Consider the following 20,006-nt stretch of genomic DNA (forward strand, 5'->3'; position numbering starts at 1 on the left):
GCCTCATGGGATCACATCACTTGCATGTCCGTTTGTATAAAAACAGTTTTTATTAATGAATGTCTATGATTGATCTTAAGATAATGCAAAGGACCAGTGCTGTAAAATCAGGTGGTTTATAGCTGTAATTGGAATGATGCGGCTAATACGTATAGTTGTATTTGTTTTTGATGGAAAGTGTAGTGCTAAGATAAAGTGCAGAAGTGGTGAGCAATTAAAAAACACCATCCAAATGGAGTTGAATAGTGTTTTTTAATTGGAGTATTAAGACTATTTTTGTTCAGCAGCAAGTTGTTGTTCAAGTAGTTTTAATTGCTCTTCTTTGAGTTTAATCAATTGATCTGCATCAGCATGTTGTGATTCTAAAGACTGTTGTTGATCTTTTAATTGTGTTTGAATGTCATCAAGTTTTGCAATTTCTTCTTTAGCAAGACTTTCATTTTCAGAAACAGGCTCTTGTAAAATAGAGGAGTCGACCAAGGTCTGTGTACTTGCCTCTGATACAGCTGTTTGTTCTACAGGCTGTGCCAATGGTGGCGCTGCTGCCTTAGCGGGTGCTTTGGTTTCTGCAGGCGTTACAGTTTTTGTTTGATCTTGATCTGCTTTAAGCCAAAATAATGCACTGGCTAAAGCTACAATAATGATCAATCCCCCAGCAATAAACCACATCAGTTTAGAATTATTTCTTGTATCTAATTGCATGTTTAATCCAAATTTATTTTGAAGAACGAGGCTTGAATTGAATGACCCCAATTTCATCAGGTGCAGCAGATTCTTCAGGCGCATCTACATAAGTAGGGCGGTTTTCAGAATAATCACACTCGATACATTCAATCCATTCAGCATCGTCAGTGGTGAGCATGACGATTCGATCCATCGCCTCACATCTTGGACATTTAGCCCCTGCAATGAAACGACGTTTGATATTCATACACTCACCACATAATTAATTTTACATGCGTAGTTTAAGCGTTTTTAGAGGCATTCGTCCAACCTTGATGACGTAACAATGCATCAATTTTAGGTTCACGACCTCGGAAATTGATAAAAGCATCTAGAGCAGTATCTTTTCCCCCCACTGCTAAAATGGCTTTGCGGAATTCTTGCCCCGTTTGAGTGTTGAAAACACCTTCATTTTCAAAACGATCAAAGGCATCACTCGCAAGAACTTCAGCCCATTTATAGGAGTAATAACCTGCGGCATAGCCACCTGCAAAAATATGGCTAAAGCTATTTTGGAAACGGTTTGTTGTTGTGCTAGGGGCAACAGCAAATTTTTGGCGAATGTCATCTAAAGTGGCTTGAATCTGTTTTGCATCCAAAGCAGGTGTAAGTTTGTGGATGTTAAGGTCAAACAAGGCAAATTCAATTTGACGTAAAGTTTGCATTCCAGATTGGAAGAAACGTGCATCAAGTAAAGATTTTAATAACTCTTCAGATAAGGTTTGCTTGCTTTCAATATGTTCAGAAAGCAGGTCTAGACTGTCTTTGTCCCAAGTCCAAAACTCCATAAACTGACTTGGTAGCTCAACAGCATCCCATGCTACGCCGTGTGTGCCTGCCACCGCAATATTATCCACTTCTGTTAACATGTGGTGTAAGCCATGTCCAAACTCATGGAATAATGTATTGACTTCATCATGTGTCAGCAGAGCAGGTTGATCACCAACAGGTGGGGTAAAATTTCCAACCATATAACAAATTGGTTTTTGCAGGCCTGATTCAGTTTGCATGCGTGAACGGAAACCACTCATCCAAGCGCCACCACGTTTGCCACTACGTGCATAGAGGTCAAAATAGAAACCACCAATTACTGAACCTTGATCTTCAAGTTCGTAATAATGTACATCTGGATGCCAAAGTGGTGCTTCACGTTCGATCACATCGATACCATAGAGACGATTCACGACATTAAATAAGCCTTGAATCACTTTTGGTGCTGGAAAATAAGGTTTTAAATCTTCTTGTGAAAGATTGAACTGCTGAACTTTGAGTTTTTCTGAATAATACGTGGTATCCCATGCTTGTAATTCACTGATGCCATCTTGTGCTGCAATGCTTTTCAGTTCAGCGATTTCTTTTTCAGCAGGTGCACGTGCGTGTTCTGCGAGGTCAACCAAGAACTGATTGACGGTTTCAACATCAGGTGCCATTTTTGAAGCTAATGAATATTCTGCATAGTTGTCAAAGCCTAAAAGTTTTGCCATTTCTTGACGTAAACTTAAAATTTCAACCATGACAGGGGCATTGTCATATTGTGGATCGGCTGCTAAGTCTGAAGCACGGGTGGTATAGGCATTATAAAGCTGTTCACGTAAATCACGATCTTGAGCATAGGTCATGATGGCTAAATAAGATGGAATATCTAAAGTGGCAACAGCTTGGTCTAATTCACGTTGTTGACCGTACTGTTTTAATAGTTCGATACTGCTTTGTGGTAAACCTTTGAGTTGTTGTTCATTTAACGGTAAGAAAAATGCTTGGGTTGAATCTAATACATGGTTAGAAAAATCTGAGGACAGTTGTGAAAGTCGTGCTGAAATTTCTGCATAACGTTTTTTTGCTTCGCCTTCTAAAGCGACACCAGACAGTTTAAAGTCACGTAAAGCGAGTTTAATGGCACTTTGTTGAGCGGCGGGCAGGTCGTTAAAAATCGCATTGTCAAATACATGTTGGTAGCTTTGGTAAAGTGGAACATGCTGACCCAGTTGTGTGTAATATTCGCTTAGACTCGGCAATAACGATTGATATACTTCACGGGTTTCTGAGTTGTTCATCACGGCATTTAGGTGTGACAAAATCCCCCATGACTCACTCATGTTATTTTCAAGCGTATCAATTTTTTCTAATACTTGCAGTTGTTGCTGTAACGTTTCAGGTACTTGCTGAAGTTTATTTAAGAAATCTTGTCCATCTTGAATGGCTTGTTCAATATTTTGTTTTAGTTTCTCTAAAGTGATTTGATCGAATTGGGGTACAGGTAAAGTCGCCTTTTCTAATGTCATGTCTTTATGCCAAATATATGCTTCGTTATGGATAGATGTAGGGCTTTTGATAGGGGAAATCAAGCTTTGGCAATAAATTAAAACCATAATATGGTAATAAATTTTGGACAATTATAAAAAACAAGAGCGCCGAAGCGCTCTTATTGTTACATCTAATTATTCACTTTTCGTCTTTGCATTGGACTTTTTCTTTTTCGCTTTTGCCTTTTTCTTTACTTTATCTTTAGTCTTCGTTTCAGACTTCGTTGCAGTGTTTTTAGCAGGCTTTTTGCTGTAAGTGCTAGGTTTTCCTTTGGATTTTTTCTTTCGAATGGGGCGTTCTCCATCTTCACTGACATTCGAAGATTCAGAGCTGCTCTTTTTCGCAGGACGTTCAGCGAAAACTTCTTCTTTGGCTACAGGTTTTGCCACACGTGGCGCACGACTACGAATCACACGCCCTGCATGAGAAAGCTGTTGTAAAAGCTCGAAGTCGATCTTGCGTTCTTCAAGGTTGACCCCAGCAACTTTGATTTTAACTTCATCGCCTAAACCAAAGACTTGTCCACGATTTTGCCCAACTAAGGTTTGACTCGCTTGATCAAAGACAAAATAGTCATCACCAAGTTGGCTGACATGTACCATACCGTCCACATACAAATCTTTCAGGGTGACGAATAGTCCAAACTCAGCGGTGGCGCTGATCACACCAACAAATTCTTCACCAATATGCTGATGCATATAGTGACATTTCAACCATGAGGTGACAGAACGAGATGCTTCATCGGCACGACGTTCAGTTGCAGAGAAGTGTTCACCTGCATCATCCAATGCTGCACCTGAAAGCGGATATTGTTTGCTGGTTAAACTCGCTTTAATGGCACGATGTAATAACAAGTCGGGATAACGGCGAATCGGAGATGTGAAGTGGGTATAGGCTTCATACGCTAAGCCATAGTGACCGACATTTTTTGCACCATAATACGCTTGCATCATTGAACGTAATAACACGGCATGAATACTTGGCGCATCGATACGGTCTTTGGTTGCTTCAATGACGTTCTGATAATCAGCTTGTGTGGGTTGATCAGGGAAAGGTAAACCCAGTAATTTGACAAAGTCTTTAACTTTTTGAATGCGTGAAAATTCAGGTGCTTCATGTACACGGTACAACATTGGCACTTCATTTTTTAAGCAATATTCTGCTGCTGCCACGTTGGCAAGCAACATACATTCTTCAATCAGTTTATGTGCGACATTACGTGAACGAGGCAAAATCTCTTTAATTCCGCCTAACTCATCAAAGGTCATATAGGTTTCAACGGTTTCAAATTCCATTGCATGACGCTCAGCACGTAAACCTTTGAGTGTTTCATAGAGTTGATAAAGCGTATTTAATGATTTGCGAACATTGCGGTCTTCAGGTACTGCTTTGCTGTCACCATCTAAATACTGTGCAACTTGGGTATAGGTCAAACGTGCTTTTGAATGCATCACAGAAGGGTAGAATTCAAACTTGGTCACACGGCCTGCACGACTCAAATTCAAGTCACAGACCATACATAAACGGTCGACATTTGGATTGAGTGAACATAAACCATTAGACAGTGCTTCAGGTAACATTGGTAACACAAAATGTGGGAAATACACCGAAGTGCCACGCTCTTGTGCTTCATCATCCAAAGGTTGACCAAGTCGCACATAATGACTGACATCTGCGATAGCCACAACGACACGATAACCGCCACCCGGACGTTTTTCCGCATAGACTGCATCATCGAAGTCACGTGCGTCTTCCCCATCAATGGTGACAAGCGGTAAATCACGTAGATCGATGCGACCTACACGGTCTTTTTCTGAAGGCTCTTTAAAGCTTTCAGCTTCTTTGACCACTTCTTCAGGAAATTCATACGGTAGACCATATTCCAAAATGGTTTGAGGAATAATGATTTCGGTATCCGCTTTGTCTGCCATAGATTGAATGACATGACCTGTGGCAAATTCATCCCGTGTTGGATAGTCATCAATTTCGACACGAATTGAATCACCCACTTTGGCTTTGGCATGCTCAATCAATTCTTTTTCTAATGTGATTGGTTGATGTGCATTGGGATTTGCGGGTTGAATGAAATACTCATCTTCAAACTCAGCGACTTTACCAATCAACTGTTTCACACGGCGTTGCGTGACTTCGGTGATATAGCCCCATGCTTTGCCTTTGCGGTCTACGGAAGTCTGTTGAACTTTGACACGGTCGCCGTGGAAGACTTGGCGTAGCTCACGTTCAGGCAGTAAAAATTCTTCTTTTTTACCATCGATATTGGCAACGCCTAAACCTTTGGAGTTAACGTATACCGTAGCATCTAAAATCGGTTGATCCGCCATAAGTTGGTATTTAAAACCATCTTTCATCAGCTGACCATCACGCACCATTGCGCTTAAACGATGGCTCAGCGCATCTATACTTTTTTGATCAGCAATTTCAAACAGATCTACTAAATCTGCGTGTGATTGAGGTTCTTGTTTTTGTTCAATCGTTTCAAGGATAAGGGTACGACTTGGGATAGGATTGTCGTAACGTTCGGCTTCAGCTTTCGCTTCAGGATCGACCCAATTTTTCATCATGTATGTGGTTTCTAGTCAGAAGGTAGGATTAGCATAAGTCAAACAGGCAAATACTGCACGTAATTGATTGCAATAAACTGTTTTAAATTTAAATTTATGCAGATTTATCAAAAAATTCATTGGATTAAAGCGCTGTTTGGATTAAAAAAAGTACAAATTTATAAAAATTGTTTAAAAAATATGTAATCAGGCAAAAAAACTGCATTTTTTTTAAATCATGACTTGCCGAATGATGTTTTAGTTTGTATTATGGCGGCTCGTTACGGTGAGATGGGTGAGTGGCTGAAACCACATCCCTGCTAAGGATGCATACGGGCAACTGTATCGAGGGTTCGAATCCCTCTCTCACCGCCAACGAATACTTACGATGCGCTCATAGCTCAGCTGGATAGAGCACTTGGCTACGAACTAAGGGGTCGGGAGTTCGAATCTCTCTGAGCGCACCAATTTAAGTATTCTCAAAGTAACGACGTCGTTTACGACACACAGGTAATGCGCTCATAGCTCAGCTGGATAGAGCACTTGGCTACGAACTAAGGGGTCGGGAGTTCGAATCTCTCTGAGCGCACCAACTTGAAGAATTAACCGCACATGTTGCGGTTTTTTTGTGTCTGTGGTTTTTACTTTCAATAATTTAGTTTATTAACAAAGTAGGTGGTATTTTTATAAAATTCAAAAGAATATTCACTTTTAATTTTTGATATTTGATAGGAATAGGGTGGTATTATTTCAAAACTTACAACTTTCCAATTTTGATCTCTGATCATATGTAATTCATGGCGACTGTCATCATTCCAACTATGAATGAAAAAGAATAAGGCAATTGACATTACTACGGCAGGTAAAATAGAAGAGAATTTTTTATATTCTTCGTTTTGCTGAGAGGGAAGTTCATTCATGTCGTTTTAAAGTATCATTAAATTTATATAAAAATTACGCGTCGATTCTTGTCGTTGTTGTATAGAGTAGACGGGAAATTGGGCTGTAATCGTTTTAAAATAATAACAAGGATTAGTAGATGAATAAAGCACATGAAAAAATATACAGATGGATATTATATTTACCAGCATGTTGATTTTATTTGTCATTTCAACTTACATCAGTGTGATGGTTGTAACAGAACAATGGCGGGTTTCGTTTACGAACTGCAAATTCAAAGTTTAGAACATGAAACTGTAATTTTCTGCGCATTCTGTATGGAGCAACTAGAGTTGGTGAATGCTGGTTAAGTTGAATAGTTAACTAAATCAAAAGATAGCGAATTACAAAAGTTAGAAAGCTCACAGAAAAAGCGGCAATGATTAAATAGTTAATCAACTTATTGATAGATTTTTTAAATATATTGAAAGACATGTTAAACATTAAAAACATCAATGCAAAAAATAAATGTTTAATAAAAGCCATGATGAAAAAACTTCGAAAGTCTGTTTTTATTTCGGCTATATATTGAGGGGAACTAGGTGGATATGACATATATGGAAATAATTGCAGACGTCCTAGTTGGTCTTTAAATGAAATAGTGTTGAGAAGAAATTCATTATAAGTATTCGTGTTTTCGTCTGGATAAGTATAAAAGTCCAAAGAAATGATTTGAATTTCTTGTTTTTCAACGTATTTACAAATCAGTTCGAGTTGTCCATTACAGGATTTTGAAAATATTTCTTCTTGGTTCTCTTTAAAAATGATGTCGGAATGATTGTTTCGATAATGAAATATTTCAATTTCCATTTGGGGCGTGATGTTCATAGATTTTTTGACCCAGACATTGTGTTTTAAATTATGCATCGTTTGAGCATAATCTGAAAACTCTAGGTAAGTTGATGATAAAAAGACAATGGCAACGAGACAGCACATGAAAAATTGAAAAATTAACTTTATATCTACTGCATTTTCAGAATCTTTCATTTTTTCCTTTTATTAAAATTTTATTTGTTGGTAAAAATTGAATTTGTGGAAATTATATCGCTTGTGTGAATGCACTGCATTATTTTAGCAATACTTATTCTATTAACATATTTCTTTAGTAAAAATAATCACAGTAAGATAATCCAAAATCACTATTTCTGCTTTAGCACAAAGCAAAACAATAATATTTTGGACGACTTCTTTGAATTGGCAATATATCTACAGTGTGATGCCACAGTTTGTTTCAGCAACTTTGACCACATTAAAAATTTCAGTGATCAGTATCTTACTTGCAATCATCGTGGGTTTAATTTGCAGTATTTTGATCACCTATCATGTTCGTGTATTTGACAAAATTGCCAAATTTTATATTGAACTCTCACGTAATACACCCTTACTGATTCAGCTATTTTTCCTTTATTACGGCTTACCTAAACTCGGCATAAAAATTGATGGATTTACCTGTGGTGTTATCGGTTTAACCTTTCTAGGTGGAAGCTATATGGCTGAAGCCTTTCGTGCAGGTTTACAGGCTGTTGCCAAAGGACAAATTGATTCAGGTGAAAGTATCGGCTTGAGTCAAATTCAAGTCTTTCAATACGTGATTTTCCCACAAGCACTTGCTGTTTCAATACCGGCCATAGGGGCGAATTGTTTATTCCTGATTAAAGAAAGTTCCGTGGTCAGTGCAATCGCCGTAGTAGAACTTTTATTCCTTACTAAAGACTTGATTGGTATGGATTACAAAACCACTGAAGCCTTATTTTTATTGGTCATGTCTTATCTCATTATTTTATTGCCTGTTTCTATTCTGAGTAGTTATTTGGAATATCGTAGTCGGAAGGTGAGCCATGGGATTTGAGTATTTATTTCAACCTGCACACCTTGAACGATTATTCGAAGGGCTTTGGGTCACAGCGAAAATCGCCTTTATTTCAGTCTTCTTTTCAGCAATTTTCGGTGCAATTTTTGGGGTGATCATGACCTCAAAAAACATTTTCGTCAAAAGCATTTGCCGACTGTATTTAGAAGCCATCCGTATTATTCCTATTTTAGTGATGCTTTTTGTTTTCTATTTTGGTTTTGCTACTTGGTTTAATTGGCAATTTTCCGCAACGGTTGTTTGTATCGTTGTATTTGTCCTATGGGGTACAGCGGAAATGGGCGACCTCGTCCGTGCTGCAATAACATCTATAGATCAACATCAACGTGATTCAGCTTATGCGCTCGGACTCAACCCAATTCAAACATTAACTTATGTCATTTTTCCACAGAGCTTAAAACGAGTTACACCAGGTGCAATCAACTTATTTACCAGAATGGTGAAAACCAGTTCTTTAGCGGTACTTATTGGTGTGATTGAAGTGATTAAAGTGGGACAACAAATTATTGAAAATTCACTTTTAATTGTGCCGAATGCTTCACTGTGGATTTACGGTTTAATCTTTATTTTCTATTTCATTATTTGTTACCCCTTGTCACGTTTAGCGACCCATTTAGAAAAAGTTTGGGAGTAAAGATTCATTATGGCTTTGTTATCTATACAACATTTACAGAAATCATTTGCAGAAAGTCATATTTTACAAGGGATTGATTTGGACGTAGAACAGGGTGAGGTCGTTGTTATTCTTGGGCCTTCAGGCTGTGGAAAAAGCACATTATTGCGCTGTGTAAATGGCTTAGAAAAAATCCAAAGTGGCTCGATCACGTTGCAGGGTTTAGGTGTACTTGGACAAGATGTACCGTGGGTCGATGTCCGTCAAAAGATTGGCATGGTATTCCAAAATTATGAGCTTTTTGGGCATATGAATGTGATTGATAACATTCTACTTGGCCCTTTGAAAGTTCAAAAAAGGAGTCGTGCAGAAGCGGAAAAAGTTGCAGATGAACTGCTGAAACGTGTGGGTTTGTATGATCGTAAATTGGATTATCCGCGCCAACTTTCAGGTGGACAAAAGCAACGTATTGCGATTGTTCGTTCATTGGTGATGCAACCGCAAGTGATTCTTTTGGATGAGATTACTGCAGCATTAGACCCTGAAATGGTGCGTGAAGTTTTAGATGTGGTGTTAAAACTCGCTCATGATGGCATGACCATGTTGATCGTGACCCATGAAATGTCCTTTGCTCGTAAGGTTGCAGATCGGATTATTTTTATGGACAAAGGCAAAATCATCGAACAAGCCACACCTGAACAGTTCTTTGAACAGCCGAAAACTGAACGTGCTAAAGCATTTTTAAATATGTTGAATTACTAGAATTAGAGTTGTAAAAATGACTGTATTAAAAAACTTAAAAGCGATGAGTATTTGGACAAGTACAATTTTACTTGCAGGTTCTCTCACTGCCTGTCAGAAACCTACAGACCATCAGACCAAGCAACAATCTGCAGAAGATCAATCTTTAGAACAAGTGAAAAAGAATGGTGTGTTTCGTGTCGCAGTATTTGCTGACAACCCTCCTTTTGGTTATGTCGACAGCACAGGTAAGCCGCAGGGCTTCGATATCGCTTTAGCTAAGAAAGTCACCAAAGACCTATTAGGTGATGAGTCAAAAATTGAATTTGTGGTGACTGAGGCGGCGAATCGGGTGGAGTTTCTAAAATCGGGTAAAGCAGATGCGGTATTTGCCAGTTTTTCTGTCACGCCCGAACGTAAGGAAGTTGTGGATTTTGCACAGCCCTATTTAAAAGCAGCTTTAGGTATTGTTTCACCAAAAGCCAAAGCCATTACCGATATCAAACAGCTTGAAGCTAAAACTTTGATTGTGAATAAAGGCTCGACCTCTGATATTTATTTCACCAAAAATTATCCAAAAATCAATTTATTGAAATTTGAACAAAATACCGATGCTTTTAATGCTTTGAAGGATGGGCGTGGTGATGCGATTTCTCAAGACAGTACCTATGCATTGGCTTGGGCAGCAGAAAATCCAACATTTACCGCAGGAATTCAACAAATTGGCAATGAAGACTTTATTGCACCTGCTGTGAAAAAAGGCAATACCCAACTGCTTAATTGGCTCAATACAGAAATTTTGACACTACAAAAAAATGGTGAAATCCAGAAGATTTATGACCAAACCTTAAAGCCAATTTATGGTGAAAGCGTTGATGCAAAAGTCTTTTTAGATGTCACAGCAAAATAATTTTGAATCAATAAGAGGAAAATAAAATGAACATCGCGATAAAAAATGTAATGCAACTCTTGGTCGCTTCTGTATTGAGTTTAGGTTTAGTCGCATGTAATAAAAATTCTACTTCACCTGATAAGACGACAGACACAGAAAAAACAGTTTCAACAATCGAGCAAATTAAGAAAAATGGTGTAATACGTATCGGAGTATTTAGCGATAAGCCACCTTTTGGTTATTTGGATGCGCATGGGAAAAATCAAGGCTTCGATGTTGAAATTGCTAAGCACGTTGCGAAAGATTTATTGGGTGACGAAAACAAGGTTCAGTTTGTTTTAACTGAGGCAGCTAATCGTGTTGAATATCTAAAGGCGGATAAGGTAGATATTATTTTCGCCAATTTCACAGTCACACCAGAACGTCAGGAGGTGGTTGATTTCTCTAAGCCATATTTGAAAGTATCTTTAGGCGTTGTTTCTCCAAAAGCCAAACCGATTACAGATGTGGCACAATTGAAAGACCAAACTTTATTGGTCAATAAAGGCACGACAGCAGATTCATTCTTTACCAAGTCACATCCTGAAATCAAATTGCAGAAGTACGAACAAAATACGGAAACTTTCGATGCTTTGAAAGATGGTCGCGGTGTAGCTTTGGCACACGACAATTTATTGGTTTTGGCTTGGGCAAAAGAAAACCCTAACTATACCGTGGGAATCACCAGTTTAGGTCAGCATGATTTGATTGCACCAGCAGTGAAAAAGGGCGATAAGGAATTATTAGATTGGTTGAATCAAGATTTAGAGAAATTAGCTAAAGAAGGTGTGATCCAACAAGCCTATGAAAAAACCTTAAAACCTGTTTATGGTGACACAATCAATCCGAAAGATTTGTTAGTGGAATAATTGTTATTGCATACAATCTATTTTGAATGAATAATCAACAATATATTGTATGAATGTTTAATTCATATACATTCAGTTGTAAAAGTTATATAAAAGTCTTTTCAATAAAGTGAAAAGGCGTATAATGCGTCCCATCAAGACGTCGCGCTCATAGCTCAGCTGGATAGAGCACTTGGCTACGAACTAAGGGGTCGGGAGTTCGAATCTCTCTGAGCGCACCAACTTGATCATCGACAGATGTTAAATTGACAATAAACCGCTTAATTGCGGTTTTTTTGTGTCTAAAAAATATATTATTGATTTTCTTTAAGCTGAGGTGGTTCATACACTTTTGCATGTTCAAGCTGTGAAATATCCATTTTAATATTTTCTGAAATTACAGCACTACGCCCAAACATTCGTCCAAAAATGACACGACAAGAAAGTTCTTTAGGCAATGCTTTTAATTGTTTAAAGTCATAGATACATTCTAATTTGGATGCGTCATTTTCAGGGCAGATCGTAAATAAAACATCATATTTAAAATGATGATTTTCATAAATGATCGGATTGTCTTCCAGTTCATCTGCAGCAATAGAGCCACTCACTTCAAATTTGTCGTTCATTGGGCATTTAAAGTGGGCATAATGAAAGCGATATTCATCATAAATTTTATGTAATGGTTTCTGACTGAAGGCGGTGGTATTAAATAATAGATAACCATGCCGATCTAATTCAGGTATGTGTTGAGGTGCAACAAAAGTATATTGCGGTTCAAGGGTAATAGGGACTTGATATTCAGGCATTTTTTCACATCCAATCAATAACAATGCGAATGTGCTGACTAAATATCGACTGCGTCCCTGTAACATGTTTATTTTGTCCTATGATTTGCTTTGCGCTCTAATTTTTTGAGTAAATACAGCATTTCCACCTACGGCAGGTAACATATCATAATATGGCAAACTACGTGCAGCTCTGAGTAAGAAAGGTGCTTTTTCATCGACTTTGACGGCTGTCGTTACACGCATAAATGTACCTGTATCTTGCGGATTGAGTTGGACTTGCCCTTTGAGATAACGTAAATCACCGCCATTGGCGAAAAAGTTATTTTCATTGCTTTTTGGAAAATTAAAATGCATTTTAAAGTCAAAGGGAATGCTAACTACGCCGAGACCGATGCTGACTTTAAAATCGGTATCTTGCCCTTGTGCTGTGAGGGATGATGTGGTGATTTTCTTGATTTGACGCGGAAAAACACTTTGGTAAGAAGTGGGTTGTAGCCATTTTTGTAATTGTTGCGGTGTTTCTTTAAAGGATTGATAGGTAGTGGTAAAGCGTAACATCTCCCGTCCATGCGTATAAGGTACGGTTGTCGGCATGTTCACAATGCTCACGGGTTGTCCTGTATTTTTACTTAAAGCATCAATTTTCTGTAGTTGAGCAGCACTCAGTTTAGGTTCAGGTAATTGTCCAGCATTCAGTGCAATGACATTTTTTGTTCCAAAGCGTTGTCGTAATGACTCTAGAACAAAAGCACCTGTACCTGTTGGAATCCCAAGTTTGGCTTCAGGAATTGCATTTAAAATTTGTTTAAATAAGAATCCTTTAGGTTGATTTGTGTCACCCCATTGGGTCAGTGTCACAAGGGTTTTTTTATCCCCTAAGCTAAACCATTCTAATTTGCCAACTGCATAGGGGAGTGGTGCATCAATGACAATTGTGGAAATACTGTTGCTAGAGACTTGATGTTGCATCACGATATCTTCGTTAAAATTTAGTACAGGAATGGGTGTCGGAATTGATACGCGATATTGCATTTTGCTGACATTGCCTTTTTGTTCAAGCAACTTTGCTGTTTTTAAGGTTGGAAATAAGCCGACATATTGAGTGTAATTGCTTAAAGTTTTTGCTACCTCTTGGCTACTAACAGGCACAATAATAGCCGCAGAGGTGAAGCGTGCAGTTGGGTTCGGGTTGGCTTTTAATGTGGGTAAACTTGTTTTGGTTGCTGCTTGAGGATAGATAAAAATATCATCCTGTACATAACTCGCAAGTTGCTGTGCACTATTTTGAAAAGGTTTTAGACTGCTCGGAATGTTGTCGCTCCATGTCACAAGTTGGGCAAAACTGAACGAACTTGCACTTACACAAAGTAATGTACATAGGGTTTTTTGAATAATTTTCATCCTTGCATCCTTATTTTTGTACTGCATTTTTAGATTTATCTTTTACATGAAAATGATCTTTTTTGAATTGACCTAAACTTTAAAATTAAGCATGTAAATTAACATGAAAACGCAGTGCTAAATGTCATTTCTGGTGTAATATCTTGGCATCGTTAAATTTTGTATTGAAGCACTATGTCAGACACTCAGCCTGCATTATCTGCACGTTATTATCTTAATCTAGAAGAATCACAAGACGGTTTTAAGCTTGCAACCTTAGGCAAAAAGCAAATTTCACGTTTTTTAACGCCTTTGGTCAGCATTGCAATTATAGGATATGGCGTGTATTTGGGTATGGCAACAGTTGGACGTTACTATGTTTTTTTAGGTCTATTCTTTTTGCTACTGCAAGGCTTGATGCGTTATTGGTTTTTACCCATGATGTTTAAACGCCAGTTTATTAAATACCAATTTGGTAAAAGTGAGCAAGGAATTGAATTATTTCAAGATCATGCAGAAATTTTTTCTAGTGGTCGTCCTAAAAAACCTTTCCAATATAGTGATGTACAACATTTTTTGGAAGGCAAATTAACTTATATGATTGAGTTGAAAAATCGTACTGTGATTATTGTACCGAAACGTGCTTTTGCAGACTCAGCTGATCAAACACGATTTGCTAATACGTTTAAAAAATAACCTAATACGAACAAAACTAATATGAAAAAGGGAAGATTATGAGTACACGTCCATCCAAAATTGTCTGTGTCGGTCGTAGCTATGCAGCGCATATTGCAGAATTAGGTAATGCAACACCAGATCGTCCTGTTTTATTTATTAAGCCACCCAGTAGTTTGATTTCTTTACAAGAAGGTATTTCTTGGAATGAAAATTGGGGCAGTTTGCACCATGAATGTGAAGTAACTTTACGTATAGACAAGCCATTAAAGGGTGAAACTAATCCTGAGAAAGCCTTAGAAGCTATTGGTGCTATCACGCTTGGGCTAGATTTAACTTTGCGTGATATGCAAGACGACTTAAAGAAAAAAGGTCAACCTTGGGAACGTGCGAAAGCATTTGATGGTTCATGCGTACTTGCCGATTGGGTCAGTGTCGATGAAGTCAAAGCTTGGGATGCAATTACTTTCGAATTTGCCGTGAATGAGCAAGTCCGTCAAAAGGGGGATACGTCGTTATTAATTTTCGACATCGGTTATTTGCTTGCGGATATAAGCCAAGTTTTCAGTTTAGAGCCAGGTGATGTAGTGATGACTGGTACACCGGCTGGTGTGGGTGCATTGGCTTCAGGTGATCAACTGACGATGACATTGAATGGTCAAAATCAAGATTTCGTTTGGAAAAGCTTTGTGAAGTAATTCATTCATGAACTTGGAATTACATCTGAATTTGATGTTGTTTTGATTTTGATTCAGTACAGATTCGATGGATGAAAAGCAGATTAAGTATAACTTGATCTGCTTTTTTTACGATTGTTAAAAATAACTATTTGAAATATTTAGAAACTGTTGTAACAAATTATTATTCATTAAATTGATGGATGTCGGTAAATAAAATCTATTTTTGTGATATGGTGTCTATTCTTTGTATGAGTTTTATTCTTATTTAGAGATATCTTGTTGGATAAACAATGTACTTTTCTCTAAGAACTCATATTCATTTGTCTCTGCATCCTAATTTAAAAGATGATGTTGATCTTGAAATTCAGATTCTATTTGTTCTTATTTTTTTATCATAAAAAATGATGTCTGTAGCATCTGAATGCTAGCTAAACTCATCATTTTAGGAGCTTTTTCAAAGAACTCAAAAACTAATGGAGATAGCAATGACCCGAATTGCAATTATCGGAGCAGGTCCTAGTGGCATGGCTCAATTAAGAGCATTTCAATCAGCAAAGTCCAAAGGTCTACAAGTTCCAGAAATTGTATGTTTCGAAAAACAAAACGATTGGGGCGGACTATGGAATTACACTTGGCGTACAGGTGTAGATCAACATGGCGAAGCGGTACACGGAAGTATGTATCGTTATTTATGGTCTAATGGACCAAAAGAAGCATTGGAGTTCGCAGACTATACGTTTGATGAACATTTTAAAAAGCCAATCGCTTCATATCCTCCACGTGCGGTACTTTGGGATTACATCAAAGGACGTGTTGAAAAGGCTGGTGTGAAAAATCAGGTTCGCTTTAATACAGCAGTACGTCATGTTGAATATGATCAAGTAACGGAAAAATTTACAGTTTACGTATGTGACCACACACAAGATCGAGTGTATTCGGAACAGTTTGACTATGTGGTAGTTGCTTCAGGACATTTTTCTACACCTAAAGTTCCTGAATATGAAGGTTTTGATCAATTCAATGGTCGAATTCTACATGCACATGATTTTCGTGATGCTGTTGAATTTAAAGGTAAAACAGTGCTGCTTGTTGGAAGTAGCTATTCTGCCGAAGATGTTGGTTCACAATGTTATAAATATGGTGCAAAGCAAATTTATAGTTGTTATCGTAGTCAACCGATGGGTTATAAATGGCCAAAAAACTGGTCTGAAAAGCAGCATCTGCTAAAAGTAGATGAAAATACAGCCTATTTTGGTGATGGAAGTTCTGCCAAAATTGATGCGATTATCCTGTGTACGGGTTATTTGCACCATTTTCCTTATATGGCGGAAGATTTACGACTCAAAACGCACAATTGCTTGTATCCACAATCTTTATATCAAGGCGTGGTTTGGGAAAATAATCCAAAACTATTTTATTTGGGTATGCAAGACCAGTGGTATACCTTCAATATGTTCGATGCACAAGCTTGGTATGTGCGTGACATTATCATGGGGAAAATTGAATTACCTCCATCGGCTGACATGCAAGCACACTCTCAAATGTGGATGGCACGTGAAAGTAAGTTAAAAACGCCTGAGCAAATGGTGAAATTCCAAGGCGAATATATCAAACAATTGATAGCAGCCACCGATTATCCTAGTTTTGACATTGATGCCGTAAATGATATTTTTATGCAATGGAAAAAGCATAAAAAAGAAGGCATTATGAACTTTAGAGATAAAACTTATCGTTCTGTCATGACGGGTAAAATGTCGAAACCGCATCATACACCGTGGTTATATGCTTTAGATGACTCTTTGGAGGCTTATCTTGAGAGTGAAAATCGAGAGCAGCAAGCCATATAATTTTTCAGCATGTGATTCATATCAATGCATAGTTGAAAAATTATATGGGTCAATATTTTAAGATGAAAAGGGCTGTAGTTTTACAGCCCTTTTTTATTGGCAATTTTAGTGGTCAGTTTACAAGGTCGCACTTATGGTTATTTATATCATTTAGATGCTGCCTCTTTTCACCGTATAGATCATTAACAATGGTTAACAAAACAAGAACTAATACCGCTTAAAGTGGAACCAGTAGATCCATTGAGCTTAAAACAATGGATCATCTCAGAAGAGATTTGATTTTGCTATTTATTCTCTAAAATTGTTGAAAGTGGAATTGACAATTTCGCAGCCAAGTATTCATCCGACTCAATCAAGGCAGGACCAATACGTTGCATCCAAACATCATCAGGGTGAATATTTCCAACGTCCTGACGGCGTGGTAGTGGATAAGGTAAGGCAGTATAAAATGTCCAAAAATCAATAGTGTCTAAATTACGTGCCAATACATATTCGTTATTGTCTGTCCGTGTCACTAAATTTTGTTTTTCTAGCATGCTGACATAAGCAGGCCAACGCCCAATTTCACCACGGCCCAAAATTTTTAGCACTTCTGCATCACTCACAGCTTTGCCACTTTTTTGCTTCTGATAAAATAACTCTAAAACGTCTAATAACATTAAAATAGGATGACGAGTTTGGATTTTACCTGTATGAAATGCAGTAAGTGCATAACTGATTTCAACCCCTAGTAATACAATATTCCATGACATAAAAATCCATAATAGGAAAATAGGTACTGCGGCAAAAGCACCATAAACAATGGTATAACTGGTAAAGTTGGTCATAATGAAACCAAACAAATTTTTCAGTAATTCAAAAACAATGGCACTAAATAGACCTGAAATTGCTGCAGCTTTTACGGGTACACTACGGTTTGGAATAGTCCAATATAAAATGAAAAAGCCGAGCACCGTTAAGGCAAAAGAGATAATCCATAATAATGCTGTGCCATCCACTTGGTAACCTGCAAAGTTGTTACTGAGTACATTCATTGATGCAAGAGTTGATGAAATCACAAATGCACTGCCGAGCAAAATTGGTCCTAAAGAAATAATCGTCCAATAGCGCATAAAGCCGACTATACCATTGCGGGTTTCTTGGACACGCCAAATACGATTAAAGACTGATTCAATACTGGTTAGCATCATCACGGTGGTGATGAAGAGGAAAAGTATCCCGATTACGGTTAAGTTGCTCGAGTTTTGCGTAAAAACGTTAAAGGCTTTGTCAAAAGCAATACTGGTTTTTGGCAAAAAATTACTATAAATCATTTGTTGCAACTGCTGTCGAGCGGGTTCAAGTGCTTTAATCGAGGAGATAATCACTAGAAAAACCGTCAACATCGGGACAACAGCAAATAACGTGGTATAGGTTAAAGAGCCTGCTTGATCACGACAACGATCCGCTTCAAAACGACGAATCACAAACAGAATAAACTGAAACCAAGTTTTGTCATAAAAGGGGAGCTTTTTCAGTAAATTCATCATATTTTGTCTATCTCAATTTATTTTCATCATGTTTATCTAGATTTACTGTTACAGCTTAACCAAAAATACAGAAAAATACCGTATAGTTTTCTTTTTTACATCTTTAAAAAATTATGCAAATGTATGTTTTAGTTCTGTATTACAGTAAATATGGTGCAACCAAAGAAATGGCACATTTAATTGCCAATGGTATTGAAGCAGCAGGGGTTGCTGTAAAAATACGTACCGTACCCAATTTATCAACCGTGGTGACAGAAGCGCAAGCCAGTATTCCAGAAGAAGGTGATATTTATTGTACTTTGGATGATTTACAAAATTGTGCAGGTTTAGCCTTAGGTTCACCAACACGTTTTGGCAATATGGCATCTGAAATGAAATATTTTTGGGATCAGACCACAAGTCTTTGGCTCAATGGTGCTTTACATAATAAACCTGCGTGTGTCTTTACTTCTTCGGGTTCAATGCATGGTGGTCAGGAAAGTACACTGTTAACGATGCTGCCTCCATTGTTCCATCATGGCATGATGATCATGGGTCTAACCAATGCAGAGCCTGCATTGTCGAATACAAAAACAGGGGGGACGCCGTATGGTGCAACTCATGTGAGTGGTCCACGTCATGATTTAAGTTTAAGCCAAGATGAAAAAGTTTTATGTGAAGCACAAGGCAAACGCTTGGGTAAAGTGGTGAAAAAAATGGCACTTTAATATGTGTGCAAGGTTCTCTGGTCTACAGTATTTATATGAGTTGATTAGAGAGCCATTATTTTATGTATTGAATACGAATTAAAACAAAAAAATATGTTCAAAATGCTGATTTAGAAAATCGGAAAATGATTAAAAATACCCAATTTAATGATATGAAAATTGATCCTAAGACTTTTTAATGGTTTTTTGATCAATGCTATTCATTCGATGATTCAATAGAAGGCAGAGAGATCAAAGTAATTTCATTTCATTTCATTTTGGATGAAATTAGAAAGTGAGTGACTTTCACTTTCTAAAATTGAATCTTGTAATGCACAAAGTATTTTTCTGAATGGGGCTCTATTTGAGTTGTTTTTGATTTGCATTTGTATTGGTCGTTATATTAAAACGATGCTTACATTTTTTACATACATAATCTAAATAAATATTCTGGTCGACCATCACCCCCGCTTTCTTACCAAAGCGATGTCCTAAAAATCCACCTGTGATTCCGACACTGATTGCACCGACAAACGTCCCAATCGTGCCTCCCATAATCACGCCTAATGGTCCTGCAACAGTTCCAATCGCAGCGCCAATCGATGCACCTGAAGCAGCTCCGCCGACAGTTCCTGCTGCTGCGCCCGCTGAGCTAAGCAGTACGCCACCTGCTTTTTGCAGTAGTTGTTCATGATTACGTGTTTCGATTTCACTTGAACCACATTTAGGGCAGATTACAACCATTTCATCAGTCATTGATCAGTACTCATTTCGGATAAAGTCCATTTGCCTTTGTCTATTCTGTTGATGCTATTCATTATTAGATTGAATTGAAGTCATGATTTCAATCTTATGACATCTAAATTGTAACTCATTCAAACACTTGATTTT

The 20,006-nt window shown here is 37.7% G+C and carries 19 protein-coding genes and 4 tRNA genes; 13 read left to right on the forward strand and 10 right to left on the reverse strand.

Annotated features, from left to right (window positions below; genetic code table 11):
• Window positions 1–270: 270 nt before the first annotated feature.
• The 4 genes from HX129_RS08475 to rnr all read right to left on the reverse strand — a co-directional run bounded on the left by HX129_RS08475 (window position 271) and on the right by rnr (window position 5,606).
• On the reverse strand, window positions 271–702 hold the full coding sequence (locus tag HX129_RS08475; protein ID WP_286434829.1) for a hypothetical protein: 432 nt from the start codon (window positions 700–702) through the stop codon (window positions 271–273).
• A 13-nt stretch (window positions 703–715) separates the two neighbouring features.
• A complete protein-coding gene (locus HX129_RS08480; protein WP_165353081.1) occupies window positions 716–925 on the reverse strand; it encodes a YheV family putative zinc ribbon protein in 210 nt (69 codons plus the stop codon).
• 40 nt (window positions 926–965) lie between these two features.
• Window positions 966–3,020, reverse strand: a complete 2,055-nt coding sequence (locus HX129_RS08485; protein ID WP_286434864.1) for a M3 family metallopeptidase — start codon at window positions 3,018–3,020, stop codon at window positions 966–968.
• A gap of 141 nt (window positions 3,021–3,161) precedes the next feature.
• Window positions 3,162–5,606 carry a ribonuclease R gene (gene rnr, locus HX129_RS08490; RefSeq protein WP_286434863.1) on the reverse strand — a complete coding sequence of 815 codons (2,445 nt, stop codon included), beginning with the start codon at window positions 5,604–5,606 and terminating at the stop codon, window positions 3,162–3,164.
• 267 nt (window positions 5,607–5,873) lie between these two features.
• Between rnr and HX129_RS08495 the strand changes: the two genes are divergently transcribed.
• The 3 genes from HX129_RS08495 (at window position 5,874) to HX129_RS08505 (ending at window position 6,180) form a co-directional block, all read left to right on the forward strand.
• A tRNA-Ser gene (locus HX129_RS08495) sits at window positions 5,874–5,963 on the forward strand.
• Window positions 5,964–5,978: 15 nt separating this feature from the next.
• Window positions 5,979–6,055: transfer RNA gene (locus HX129_RS08500), tRNA-Arg, on the forward strand.
• 48 nt (window positions 6,056–6,103) lie between these two features.
• Window positions 6,104–6,180 (forward strand) — tRNA-Arg (locus HX129_RS08505).
• A 55-nt stretch (window positions 6,181–6,235) separates the two neighbouring features.
• On the opposite strand, the gene HX129_RS08510 is transcribed toward HX129_RS08505, so the two are convergent.
• Together HX129_RS08510 and HX129_RS08515 are read right to left on the reverse strand one after the other, a co-directional pair.
• Window positions 6,236–6,508 carry a hypothetical protein gene (locus HX129_RS08510; RefSeq protein ID WP_286434828.1) on the reverse strand — a complete coding sequence of 91 codons (273 nt, stop codon included), beginning with the start codon at window positions 6,506–6,508 and terminating at the stop codon, window positions 6,236–6,238.
• Window positions 6,509–6,851: 343 nt separating this feature from the next.
• Window positions 6,852–7,514, reverse strand: a complete 663-nt coding sequence (locus tag HX129_RS08515; RefSeq protein ID WP_130074369.1) for a hypothetical protein — start codon at window positions 7,512–7,514, stop codon at window positions 6,852–6,854.
• Between the two features lie 202 nt (window positions 7,515–7,716).
• Between HX129_RS08515 and HX129_RS08520 the strand changes: the two genes are divergently transcribed.
• The 6 genes from HX129_RS08520 (at window position 7,717) to HX129_RS08545 (ending at window position 11,772) form a co-directional block, all read left to right on the forward strand.
• The gene (locus HX129_RS08520) at window positions 7,717–8,376 is read left to right on the forward strand and encodes an amino acid ABC transporter permease (protein ID WP_286434827.1); all 660 of its coding nucleotides are present in this window, start codon (window positions 7,717–7,719) and stop codon (window positions 8,374–8,376) included.
• On the forward strand, window positions 8,366–9,031 hold the full coding sequence (locus HX129_RS08525) for an amino acid ABC transporter permease (protein ID WP_286434826.1): 666 nt from the start codon (window positions 8,366–8,368) through the stop codon (window positions 9,029–9,031). The genes HX129_RS08520 and HX129_RS08525 overlap by 11 nt, the downstream gene beginning before the upstream one ends.
• A gap of 9 nt (window positions 9,032–9,040) precedes the next feature.
• Window positions 9,041–9,772 (forward strand): amino acid ABC transporter ATP-binding protein, encoded by a 732-nt coding sequence (locus HX129_RS08530; RefSeq protein WP_130074371.1) that lies wholly within the window; start codon window positions 9,041–9,043, stop codon window positions 9,770–9,772.
• A 43-nt stretch (window positions 9,773–9,815) separates the two neighbouring features.
• Window positions 9,816–10,661: a transporter substrate-binding domain-containing protein gene (locus HX129_RS08535; protein ID WP_416332290.1), complete on the forward strand. Its 846-nt coding sequence runs from the start codon at window positions 9,816–9,818 to the stop codon at window positions 10,659–10,661.
• A gap of 26 nt (window positions 10,662–10,687) precedes the next feature.
• Window positions 10,688–11,551 (forward strand): cysteine ABC transporter substrate-binding protein, encoded by an 864-nt coding sequence (locus HX129_RS08540; protein ID WP_286434825.1) that lies wholly within the window; start codon window positions 10,688–10,690, stop codon window positions 11,549–11,551.
• Window positions 11,552–11,695: 144 nt separating this feature from the next.
• A tRNA-Arg gene (locus tag HX129_RS08545) sits at window positions 11,696–11,772 on the forward strand.
• 72 nt (window positions 11,773–11,844) lie between these two features.
• Here HX129_RS08545 and HX129_RS08550 read toward each other — a convergent pair.
• On the reverse strand, window positions 11,845–12,402 hold the full coding sequence (locus HX129_RS08550) for a hypothetical protein (protein WP_286434824.1): 558 nt from the start codon (window positions 12,400–12,402) through the stop codon (window positions 11,845–11,847).
• Between the two features lie 12 nt (window positions 12,403–12,414).
• Window positions 12,415–13,719 carry an SRPBCC family protein gene (locus tag HX129_RS08555; RefSeq protein WP_286434823.1) on the reverse strand — a complete coding sequence of 435 codons (1,305 nt, stop codon included), beginning with the start codon at window positions 13,717–13,719 and terminating at the stop codon, window positions 12,415–12,417.
• A gap of 174 nt (window positions 13,720–13,893) precedes the next feature.
• Between HX129_RS08555 and HX129_RS08560 the strand changes: the two genes are divergently transcribed.
• The 3 genes from HX129_RS08560 to HX129_RS08570 all read left to right on the forward strand — a co-directional run bounded on the left by HX129_RS08560 (window position 13,894) and on the right by HX129_RS08570 (window position 16,900).
• A complete protein-coding gene (locus HX129_RS08560; RefSeq protein WP_130074376.1) occupies window positions 13,894–14,394 on the forward strand; it encodes a YcxB family protein in 501 nt (166 codons plus the stop codon).
• A gap of 38 nt (window positions 14,395–14,432) precedes the next feature.
• Entirely contained in the window at window positions 14,433–15,071 is a 639-nt protein-coding gene (locus HX129_RS08565) for a fumarylacetoacetate hydrolase family protein (RefSeq protein WP_130074377.1), read from the forward strand.
• A 467-nt stretch (window positions 15,072–15,538) separates the two neighbouring features.
• Window positions 15,539–16,900, forward strand: a complete 1,362-nt coding sequence (locus tag HX129_RS08570; RefSeq protein ID WP_180046441.1) for a trimethylamine monooxygenase — start codon at window positions 15,539–15,541, stop codon at window positions 16,898–16,900.
• Window positions 16,901–17,184: 284 nt separating this feature from the next.
• Here the strand turns inward: HX129_RS08570 and HX129_RS08575 are convergent, their stop codons facing one another.
• Window positions 17,185–18,429: a YihY family inner membrane protein gene (locus HX129_RS08575; protein ID WP_130074379.1), complete on the reverse strand. Its 1,245-nt coding sequence runs from the start codon at window positions 18,427–18,429 to the stop codon at window positions 17,185–17,187.
• 113 nt (window positions 18,430–18,542) lie between these two features.
• On the opposite strand from HX129_RS08575, the gene wrbA reads away from it, so the two are divergent.
• On the forward strand, window positions 18,543–19,136 hold the full coding sequence (gene wrbA, locus HX129_RS08580) for an NAD(P)H:quinone oxidoreductase (protein WP_286434822.1): 594 nt from the start codon (window positions 18,543–18,545) through the stop codon (window positions 19,134–19,136).
• A 339-nt stretch (window positions 19,137–19,475) separates the two neighbouring features.
• Here wrbA and HX129_RS08585 read toward each other — a convergent pair whose 3' ends face one another.
• Complete coding sequence (locus HX129_RS08585; RefSeq protein ID WP_286434821.1) at window positions 19,476–19,871, reverse strand: hypothetical protein; 396 nt, start codon at window positions 19,869–19,871, stop codon at window positions 19,476–19,478.
• Between the last annotated feature and the right edge of the window lie 135 nt (window positions 19,872–20,006).

Source organism: Acinetobacter sp. 251-1 (genome assembly GCF_030329305.1).
Classification (GTDB): Bacteria; Pseudomonadota; Gammaproteobacteria; order Pseudomonadales; family Moraxellaceae; genus Acinetobacter; species Acinetobacter piscicola_A.

Excerpts from the sequence above, each read along its gene's own strand:
- HX129_RS08475 (WP_286434829.1), bottom strand. The coding sequence starts at position 702 with ATGCAATTAGATACAAGAAATAATTCTAAACTGATGTGGTTTATTGCT.
- rnr (WP_286434863.1), bottom strand. The coding sequence starts at position 5,606 with ATGAAAAATTGGGTCGATCCTGAAGCGAAAGCTGAAGCCGAACGTTAC.
- HX129_RS08510 (WP_286434828.1), bottom strand. The coding sequence starts at position 6,508 with ATGAATGAACTTCCCTCTCAGCAAAACGAAGAATATAAAAAATTCTCT.
- HX129_RS08515 (WP_130074369.1), bottom strand. The coding sequence starts at position 7,514 with ATGAAAGATTCTGAAAATGCAGTAGATATAAAGTTAATTTTTCAATTT.
- HX129_RS08525 (WP_286434826.1), top strand. The coding sequence starts at position 8,366 with ATGGGATTTGAGTATTTATTTCAACCTGCACACCTTGAACGATTATTC.
- HX129_RS08530 (WP_130074371.1), top strand. The coding sequence starts at position 9,041 with ATGGCTTTGTTATCTATACAACATTTACAGAAATCATTTGCAGAAAGT.
- HX129_RS08535 (WP_416332290.1), top strand. The coding sequence starts at position 9,816 with ATGAGTATTTGGACAAGTACAATTTTACTTGCAGGTTCTCTCACTGCC.
- HX129_RS08540 (WP_286434825.1), top strand. The coding sequence starts at position 10,688 with ATGAACATCGCGATAAAAAATGTAATGCAACTCTTGGTCGCTTCTGTA.
- HX129_RS08550 (WP_286434824.1), bottom strand. The coding sequence starts at position 12,402 with ATGTTACAGGGACGCAGTCGATATTTAGTCAGCACATTCGCATTGTTA.
- HX129_RS08555 (WP_286434823.1), bottom strand. The coding sequence starts at position 13,719 with ATGAAAATTATTCAAAAAACCCTATGTACATTACTTTGTGTAAGTGCA.
- HX129_RS08560 (WP_130074376.1), top strand. The coding sequence starts at position 13,894 with ATGTCAGACACTCAGCCTGCATTATCTGCACGTTATTATCTTAATCTA.
- HX129_RS08565 (WP_130074377.1), top strand. The coding sequence starts at position 14,433 with ATGAGTACACGTCCATCCAAAATTGTCTGTGTCGGTCGTAGCTATGCA.
- HX129_RS08570 (WP_180046441.1), top strand. The coding sequence starts at position 15,539 with ATGACCCGAATTGCAATTATCGGAGCAGGTCCTAGTGGCATGGCTCAA.
- HX129_RS08575 (WP_130074379.1), bottom strand. The coding sequence starts at position 18,429 with ATGATGAATTTACTGAAAAAGCTCCCCTTTTATGACAAAACTTGGTTT.
- wrbA (WP_286434822.1), top strand. The coding sequence starts at position 18,543 with ATGCAAATGTATGTTTTAGTTCTGTATTACAGTAAATATGGTGCAACC.
- HX129_RS08585 (WP_286434821.1), bottom strand. The coding sequence starts at position 19,871 with ATGACTGATGAAATGGTTGTAATCTGCCCTAAATGTGGTTCAAGTGAA.